Source organism: Herbaspirillum sp. Her3 (assembly GCF_057961275.1).
In genome coordinates, this window is the sequence record NZ_CM176328.1 from 2,847,774 (window position 1) to 2,856,520 (window position 8,747).

8 protein-coding genes and 1 pseudogene are annotated in these 8,747 nt (G+C 63.2%); all 9 read left to right on the plus strand.

Going from position 1 to position 8,747, the window contains the following annotated elements; all coding sequences use genetic code 11:
- Window positions 1–9: 9 nt before the first annotated feature.
- Window positions 10–880 (plus strand): annotated as a pseudogene (locus ACVC5H_RS13025) (fumarylacetoacetate hydrolase family protein).
- Window positions 881–1,042: 162 nt separating this feature from the next.
- A complete protein-coding gene (copC, locus tag ACVC5H_RS13030; protein WP_489618331.1) occupies window positions 1,043–1,408 on the plus strand; it encodes a copper homeostasis periplasmic binding protein CopC in 366 nt (121 codons plus the stop codon).
- Entirely contained in the window at window positions 1,405–2,289 is an 885-nt protein-coding gene (copD, locus tag ACVC5H_RS13035; protein ID WP_489618332.1) for a copper homeostasis membrane protein CopD, read from the plus strand. The genes copC and copD overlap by 4 nt, the downstream gene beginning before the upstream one ends.
- A 183-nt stretch (window positions 2,290–2,472) precedes the next feature.
- Window positions 2,473–5,028, plus strand: coding sequence for a cation-translocating P-type ATPase (locus ACVC5H_RS13040; protein WP_489618333.1), 2,556 nt, complete (start codon window positions 2,473–2,475; stop codon window positions 5,026–5,028).
- Between the two features lie 377 nt (window positions 5,029–5,405).
- On the plus strand, window positions 5,406–5,912 hold the full coding sequence (locus tag ACVC5H_RS13045; RefSeq protein ID WP_489618334.1) for an RNA polymerase factor sigma-70: 507 nt from the start codon (window positions 5,406–5,408) through the stop codon (window positions 5,910–5,912).
- A 175-nt stretch (window positions 5,913–6,087) separates the two neighbouring features.
- The gene (locus ACVC5H_RS13050) at window positions 6,088–6,303 is read left to right on the plus strand and encodes an MbtH family protein (protein WP_141915043.1); all 216 of its coding nucleotides are present in this window, start codon (window positions 6,088–6,090) and stop codon (window positions 6,301–6,303) included.
- Window positions 6,300–7,055 (plus strand): thioesterase II family protein, encoded by a 756-nt coding sequence (locus ACVC5H_RS13055; protein WP_489618335.1) that lies wholly within the window; start codon window positions 6,300–6,302, stop codon window positions 7,053–7,055. The genes ACVC5H_RS13050 and ACVC5H_RS13055 overlap by 4 nt, the downstream gene beginning before the upstream one ends.
- Entirely contained in the window at window positions 7,030–7,713 is a 684-nt protein-coding gene (locus ACVC5H_RS13060) for a 4'-phosphopantetheinyl transferase family protein (RefSeq protein WP_489618336.1), read from the plus strand. Before ACVC5H_RS13055 ends, ACVC5H_RS13060 begins: the two co-directional genes overlap by 26 nt.
- 36 nt (window positions 7,714–7,749) lie before the next feature.
- Window positions 7,750–8,745 (plus strand): TauD/TfdA family dioxygenase, encoded by a 996-nt coding sequence (locus ACVC5H_RS13065; protein WP_489622692.1) that lies wholly within the window; start codon window positions 7,750–7,752, stop codon window positions 8,743–8,745.
- Window positions 8,746–8,747 lie beyond the last annotated feature (2 nt).

Below are 8,747 nucleotides of genomic sequence, written 5' to 3' on the forward strand. Positions count from 1 at the left end.
AGCCTACGCATGAAAATTGCCACATACATGTTCAACGGCGTACGCCGCATCGGCATGGTTTCGTCGGGCCAGCAACGGGTGACGCCCTTTGCATCATCCCCGGAACAAGCCGGCAGCATGCTCGGACTCATCGAGTCACGGGCCAGTGGAAGCGACTATCCACCTTTGCTGGAGGCCGAGTCCGTAGCGCTCAACGAGGTGCTACTGCAGGCGCCCATACCACATCCGCGCCGCAATCTCTGGTGCGTGGGCCGCAACTATCATGCCCATGCCCGGGAACTGGCCGCCTCGGTATTCCAGGCCAGCAACAGCAAGACCGATGAGTGGCCCATCGTCTTTACCAAGGTGCCGGAATGCGTGGTGGGCCCGCATGACGATGTGCTGCTGCCGACAGGCATCACTGACAAGGTGGATTACGAAGCTGAGCTGGCCGTGATCATCGGCCGGCGGTGCAAGAACGTTTCGCGGGATGCCGCCATGGAGGCGGTGTTCGGCTATACCGTGGTCAATGACGTGACCGCCCGCGATGTACAGATGCGCCATCAGCAGTGGGACATGGGAAAGTCCTTCGATACCTTCTGCCCGATGGGGCCTTGGGTGGTGACGGCCGATGAACTTGAGGTCAGCAATTCGCGGGTGAAGTGCTGGGTCAATGGCGAGCTCCGCCAGGATGGCCCGGTGCAGAACATGATCTTCGATATCCCGGCCCTGATCGAGACGATCTCGCGCGGTATCACCTTGTATCCGGGGGGATATCATCGCCACCGGTACGCCGGCCGGTGTCGGAATGGGGATGGATCCGCCGGTCTATATCAAGTCCGGTGATGTGATTCGCATCGCCATTGATGGTGTTGGGGAGATCTGCAACAGATTCGTTTAGCCGAGGAGGATATCGGCGCTCCTCGGTCGCCGGAGAGGGCAGGTCAGGGAAAGCCGCGGGCCTGCGACAATTTGCCGCAGGCCCGCCGCGACAAACGGCGTAAGCTATGGCTCCTTGTTTCATTCATCTGACCTCTTCGGTTATCTCCCCCCCATCCGTATCATGCGAACAATCAAACGCCTCCTCTCGCTGGCCGCGCTGGCCGGTCTGATCCTGTCCCAATCCGCCTGGGCCCATGCCCACCTGAAGACGGCTGCTCCCGCCGACAAGGCGGTAGTGGCTGCGCCGGCCGACCTCACGCTGGGCTTCTCCGAAGGCCTCAATCTGCGCTTTAGCGGCGTCAAATTGCTGGGCCCCGATCAGCAGGAAGTCAAGCTGGGCGAAGCCATGCTCATGGACGGCGGCAAGTCCCTGATGGTGCCGGTTCCGGCGCGGCTCGCGGCTGGCAATTACACCGTGCAATGGCATGCACTCTCCGAGGATGGCCACAAGACCGAGGGTAGCTACAGCTTCTCCGTGGCACCTTGATTTCTCCTTTGTTTCTGCTGGGGCTCTGCCGCCTGTTGCTGGACGGTGCGGCCCTGTTCCTGTGGGGCATGGCACTGATGCTCCTGGTGCTGGTCGATGAACCACTCAGGAGCACGCTCTGGCAGCGCCTGGCGCTCTGGCGCCGTCTGCTGGTCGGCCTGGCATTCATCGCCGTGGCCGCCACTTTGCCGCTGCAGGCCAGCATCCTGGGCGATGGCTGGAGCGATGCCTGGCGTGCCGACATGTGGGGCGCGGTCGCCAATGGCACTTCCATCGGCAAGGCCTGGTGGTGTCAACTGGCGGCCTTGCCGTTGCTGATCCTCAGTGCGTACGGCACCAGCCGCGTCCGCATGCTGTCCGGTGTTGTGGGTAGTGGCGGCCTGCTGGGAAGCCTGGCCTTGACCGGGCATGCCGTCATGCAAGACGGCTGGATCGGTTTGGGGCATCAGGTCAACGACGTGCTGCATGTCTGGAGCGTCGGCGCCTGGATAGGGGCACTGCCGGTCGTTCTGCTGATCCTGTCGAGGCCAACCCGGTCCGCTCATCCCGAACTGATCAAGGGGATCTTGCGACGCTTTTCCAATATCGGACATGCCGTGGTCGCGCTGGTCTGGCTCACGGGTCTCTGCAATACCTTCTTCATTCTCGGCACCATGCCGCTGGACTGGCGCTATCCCTATCAGGGGCTGCTGACGCTGAAGATCCTGGTGGCGGGAGTGATGGTCCTCATCGCCGTCTTCAACCGCTATCGGCTGGTGCCCGCCATGCGCCGCGATCCCCGCGCTCTGGATCGGTTTTTCCGGCTGACGCAAGTGGAGATCGTGCTGGCCTGGCTGGCGCTGTTGCTGTTGGCCTGGCTGGGAATGCTGCAGCCGAATTGAGGCGGACCGTGTTGCCGGCCATCATGTAACGCGACCCGCTGCAGTTTGCGTGGCCATGCACTCAGTAGGAATGGCGGTGAATTGATCCAGGCATGCGTTGCGTCAATGTCTTGACCCGAGAGCAGCTTTCTCCCTGTACCTGCTGCATCTACACTCCTGCTGTGCCTGCCAGGGGAGTCACCGATGTCCACCACCTCCACCCATGACGATGGTTTAAGCGAAGAAGAGGCGCGCCACCGCCTTGCTCGCGACGGTCCCAACGAGCTTCCTGCGTCGACGCAGCGGGGGGCATGGCGCTTGCTGATTGAGGTCGTCTCCGAGCCGATGTTCCTGCTGCTGGTCGCTTGCGGCGTCATCTACCTGCTCCTGGGGGACCGTCATGAGGCGCTGATGCTGCTCGGCTTCGTCTTCGTCGTCATGGGGATCACGTTTTTCCAGCAGCGCCGCGCGGAACGGTCACTGGAGGCATTGCGCGACTTCTCCAGCCCGCAAGCCCTGGTCGTCCGCGACGGACGCCCGCGCAAGATCGCAGCGCGGGAACTCGTTGACGGCGATATCGTATTGCTGGACGAAGGGGACCGTATTCCCGCTGATATCTGCCTTCTGGAATCATCCAACCTGGCCGTCGACGAATCCATGTTGACGGGGGAGTCTGTGCCGGTCGCCAAGGAAACCGATCTTGTTTCAGACCGTGCGGCCGCCGCCTCGGCCATGATCGAGACTGCGCAGCTGTTCTCGGGAACGCTCGTCACGCAAGGCAGCGCACGAGGCCGCGTCATGGCCACTGGCGAACGCAGTGCTCTCGGCCGGATCGGAAAATCGCTTGCCGGGCTGGGTGAGCAGAAAACCCCAATCCAGCGCGAAACCGGTCGCATCGTGAGACGGGTTGCCACCGTCGGGCTGCTCCTTGCGGGCGGGCTTGCCGTTACCTACGGATTGTCGCGTGCAGATTGGCTCAACGGCCTGCTTGCAGGGCTGACCCTGGCGATGGCCTTGTTGCCAGAGGAATTGCCGGTGGTGCTGGCGATCTTCCTCGGGCTGGGGGCGTGGCGGCTGGCACGTGAGAATGTGCTGTCCCGAAGCGTTCCTGCCATCGAGCTGTTGGGCGCGGCCACCGTGCTGTGCGTCGACAAGACCGGAACCTTGACGACCAATCGCATGGTGCTTAGGCGGCTATGGACTGATGCGGCCATCCACGACACCGTGACGGCGGCTTCGCCCGAGCTTCCGGAGGCATTGCATCTCACCCTGGAGTTCGCGATCCTGGCGAGCCATCGTCGGGCCTTTGATCCGATGGAGTCCGCCATCGGCGATGCCGGCAAGCGCTTGCTGGCCAATACGGAGCACCTGCATGGCAACTGGACCTTGATCGACGACTATCCCCTGTCACGCGAGATGCTGGCGATGTCCCGGGTATGGCAAGCTCCCGATCTGCGCGAACGGGTGATCGCCGCCAAAGGTGCGCCGGAAGCGATCGTCGATCTGTGTCACCTCGACCCTGCGGGTTGTGCCCTGGTCGCCCGGCAAGTACAGAGCATGGCTGCCGACGGACTGCGCGTGCTGGGCGTCGCACGTGCGCGCTTCACCGCGCAAACACTGCCCGTCAACCAGCATGATTTTGATTTCGAATTCCTCGGATTGATCGCGATGGAAGATCCGGTACGCGCCGACGTCCCCCAAGCGATCAAGGAGTGCCATGCCGCGGGTATCCGCGTGGTCATGATCACCGGCGACCATTCCGCCACCGCAAGGTCGATTGCCCGGCAGGCTGGCATTCCCGCGGAAGGTGAGATCATCACTGGCGCCGAGCTGGCCTTGTTGAGCGATGACGCCCTGTGCCTGCGTCTGGCTCAGACGCACATTTTCAGCCGCATCCGGCCGGAACAGAAATTGCGTGTGGTAGAAGCCTTCCGTGCGCGGGGCGATATCGTGGCGATGACGGGGGATGGCGTCAATGACGCCCCGGCGCTCAAAGCGGCCAGCATCGGCGTGGCCATGGGTGCACGCGGGACCGACGTCGCTCGCGAAGCCGCGGCGCTGGTGCTGCTCAATGATGATTTTTCTTCACTCTTAGTGGCGGTGCGTTATGGGCGGCGGGTGTTTGCGAACCTGCGCAAGGCCATTGTCTTCATTGTGGCGGTGCACGTACCGATTGTCGGACTGTCGATCATTCCGGTCCTGCTGGGTTGGCCCATGCTGCTGCTTCCGGCGCATATCCTGTTTTTACAACTGATTATCGACCCCGCTTGTTCGATGGTGTTCGAGGCTGAAGCGCTGGAACCTCACGCCATGCTGGACAAGCCTCGTCCACCCCAGGCGCGTCTGTTCGACGGGCATATTCTTCTGCGTGGCCTATGGCAAGGGAGCGGGTTGCTGGTTACATTGCTGGCAGTCTATGCAGGCAGCCGATTCATGGCCGTTTCCGACGAGCTGGCACGGACCATGACCTTCGCCGTGCTGGTGTTATCGAATCTCGGATTGATCCATGCGAACCGTTCATGGACGCAAGCTTCATGGCGCCGCTCAGGGACGGTCAATCATTACTTCGGAGGGATCGCCCTGATTACTCTCGTCTTGCTGTGCGCGATACTGGGCATTCCTGTCCTGAGCCGGCTATTCGGGTTCGCCCCGCCAACGCCCTTGATGCTGCTGGCTTGCATTGGCGTGGCTGGAATCAATTTGCTGTGGTTTGAGGCCGTGAAACATTTCTCTGGCCAACCTACGCTCCCGGCCTCTTGATGCCGATTTAATGCGAACAGGCCCTAGTCGCCCAACGGTCGGCAATACAGCAATGTTTTCTTCCAATTGATAATAATTCTTGTTATTATTGGCGACAAAACGTAATTGAAACTCACCATTTCGACGTATCCAGCACGCATCGAGTGCCTGCATGCGCCGACAGCGGCGAGATCACGCCTGACAACGTGCCGCCAAACAGACAGCCATGGTCCCGGACCGGCCTTGCCGCCGCCGACGGACTCTAGCCATCCAATCAATCAGAACACGCATCGCCCGTTCGCCATCTCCGTGCAGGAGGTGCGGCGGACTGCTTGCCCCCGGGCAATGCGCGCCCGCCGTCGGAGGCCGCATGCATGTTGTGTAGAGGAGAAGGGCTTTTGTCTGACCATGCCGACCCCATGGAACTGTGCCATCAGTTCATCGCCTGCCGTGCGCAGCTGCGTGATGCGGCCGCGCGTATCTTGGGATGCCGCCAGCGTGCTGAGGATGTCGTCCAGGATGCCTGGTTCAAGATCGCCGAGGTATCTGCCGATTTCCCCGTGCGCCAGCCCAAGGCCTTCTTGATTCAGGTGGTGCGCAACCTGGCGATCGATCGCCAGCGTCGCCTCTCCATCGAGTCCTTCATGTTCGCCGAGGAAGAGGAGGGCATGAACGTCGTCAGTCATGGCGTCACGCCTGAGAGCGCCAGTATCGCGCGCCAGACCCTGGTCAACCTCTCCCGTGCCTTGTCTTGCCTGCCCGAGCGTACGCTGCGGGCCTTCGAACTGCATCGCCTGGATGGCTATACCCAGCGCGAAGTGGCCGAACAGCTGGGCGTATCCACCACCCTGGTCAACTTCATGATCCGCGATGCGATGCAATGCTGTCGCGAGCACGCCTGCTGAGGTGCCGGCGCAGGGCACCTGCCTGAATCCAGGAAAACACTAAATTTCTCTCCTCGTGGTTCGTCAGACTAAATAAGAGTTATTCGCATTTAAGTGTTGCGATGTGAATGATTTTGCAAACCTGGCGAACCGTCCGAGCACGTTCGCCGCGAACCGGAAATGAAGAGGCAAACTGATGAGCTTTGATCGTGAAGACGGTGTATTCCGCGTGCTGGTCAATGAGGAGGAGCAGTATTCGCTCTGGCCCGACTACAAGAGCATCCCTGGCGGCTGGCGCGATACGGGTGTCAGCGGCAGCAAACAAACCTGCCTGCAGCATATCGAGACGGTATGGACTGACATGCGTCCGCGCAGCCTGCGCGAATTCATGCAAGGCCAGGGCCAGGCATGATCACGCTGTTCTGCCTGCCTTGCGCCGGTGGCAGTGCCAGCATGTACTTCCCCTGGCAGTCTGCGTTGCAAGGCGTGGCACGGCTGCAGGCCGTCGAGCTGCCCGGCCGTGGCCGCCGCATCCGCGAGCCGCTGCAGCAAGACTATGCCGTGCTGCTGGGCCAGTTGGCCGATGAGCTGGCCAGTACCGCGGCGCCATCCTGCGGCTATATGCTGTTCGGTCACAGCATGGGCGGCCTGCTGGCGCAAGGACTGGCGCGGGTGCTGCCGCAGCGCGGCTGGCCGGCGCCGCTGGCCCTGATGGTGTCGGCCTGCGCCGCGCCGCTGGCGCGGCAGTGGGTCGAGCCCGACGAATCCGATGCGGCCCTCATCAGCGCCATGCGCCGCCAGGGCGGCACCCGCGATGAAGTCTTCGACTGCCCTGAGCTGCTGGAACTGGCGCTGCCGGTACTGCGCGCCGATTATCGCGTGTGCACCAGTTTCCAGGCGCAGCGCCCGGCCATCGAAACCGCCGCCTTGCTCGATCTGCCGGTGCACGTCTATGGCGGCATCAGCGATTCCGTTGGCGCAGCGGCGCTGGAGGCGTGGCGGCGCGAAACGCGCGGCCACGTGACGCTGGACTGGTTCGAGGGCGGCCACTTCTATCTGCAAGCCCAGCAGGACGCGCTGCTGGCCCGCCTGCAGGGCCATCTGCAGGCGCAGGCCACTTCCTCCGCGTACGTCAATCATGCTGCAGCGCTTGCCCACGCCTGAGGGCATCCCCGCCCAGATCGAACTGTGGCAGGTCCTGTTCGACCTGGGCTGCGGGGAAGGCGCAGAAGATGAGCTGGTACTCAACGCCGAGGAGCGCGCCCATGCGCACCGCTATCACCACAGCGAGGATGCCCGGCGTTTTCGCCACATGCGCGCGCTGCTGCGCCGCCTGCTGAGCCAGCGGCTGGGCTGCGCGCCGCAAGCCGTGCCGCTGGTGCGCAACGCTTATGGCAAGCCGCAACTGGGCGTGCCTGGCATCTTGTCCTTCAATCTCGCACATGCCGGACGAATCGGCTTGCTGGCCCTGGCGCCGGGGCTGGAACTGGGCATCGACGTCGAATGCGGCATCGCCGCCGAGGCGCAAGAGCTGCAGGACATGGCCGCTCTGGTGTTCAGTGCACGCGAACGGGCCGCCTTGCCATTCCCCCTCGACGGACCGCAATTCCTGCGCCGCTGGGTCGCCAAGGAAGCCGTGCTCAAGGCGCTGGGCCTGGGCATAGGCGAGCACCTGCAGTCCATCGACATCCACCTGGAGACGCATCCGCGCTACCAGATCTTCCACCAGCAGCCGCACTGGCCCGCTCCCGCGCGGCTGCATGCACGCGCCTTGTCCACCTTGCCCGGCCACGCCGCCGCGCTGGCCTGGATCGACGCCTGATTCCGGAGAATCACCTTGACCATTGCCTCCCTCAATATGCCCGCCACGATCTCCTCGCCATCCTTGCTCTTCAGCCGCCATCCACGGCCTGATGCGGGCCCGCAAGCCTTGCCGGTGCTGCTGCAGCCCGCACACGCCGGCCAGACGCTGGCCCAGGCCAGGGACCAACTGGCCGGCCAGATCGAAGCGCATCTGGGCAGCGTCGGCGGGGTCTTGCTGCGTGGCTTTGAGGTGCCCAGCGTGGCCGACTTCCAGCAGTTCGCTGCCAGCTTCGGCGATCCGCTGCTGCGCTACGAATTCGCCTCCACGCCGCGCTCATCGGTGGCCAATGGCATCTACACCTCCACCGAATACCCGGCGCACCAACATATCCCGCTGCACAACGAACAGGCTTACACGCGCGAATGGCCCATGCGCATCTGGTTCCACTGCGTGACAGCCTCGCCCGTTGGGGGCGAGACGCCCATTGCCGACAGCCGTGCGATCTATCGCAACATGCCCGCAGCCATCCGCGAGCGCTTCGCCCAGGGCCTGCTCTACGTGCGCCACTACAGCCATGATTTCGACCTGCCCTGGCAGGAGGTCTTTGGCGTCGAGACGCGCGCCGAAGTGGAAGCCTTCTGCCGCCGCCAGCGCATCGAGTGGCAATGGCTGGACGACGATGGACTGCGCACGCGCCAGCGCTGCCAGGGCGTGGAGCGTCATCCGGTTACCGGCGAGATGGTCTGGTTCAACCAGGCGCACCTGTTCCATGCCTCCAACCTGGCGCCGGAAGTGCGTGCTTCGCTCATCGAACTGGTCGGCGAGGATCAGTTGCCGCGCAATGTCTGCTGGGCCGATGGCAGCACCATCGACGATGCCATCCTCGACCAGGTGCGCGCAGTGCTGGACGCCGAGACGGTGATCTTCCCCTGGCAGCCGGGCGACGTCCTCATGCTCGACAACATGCTGGTGGCCCACGCCAGAACGCCGTTCTCCGGCCCGCGCAAGGTGGTGGTAGCCATGTCGCGCTCCCACACCAATCTCGACTGACC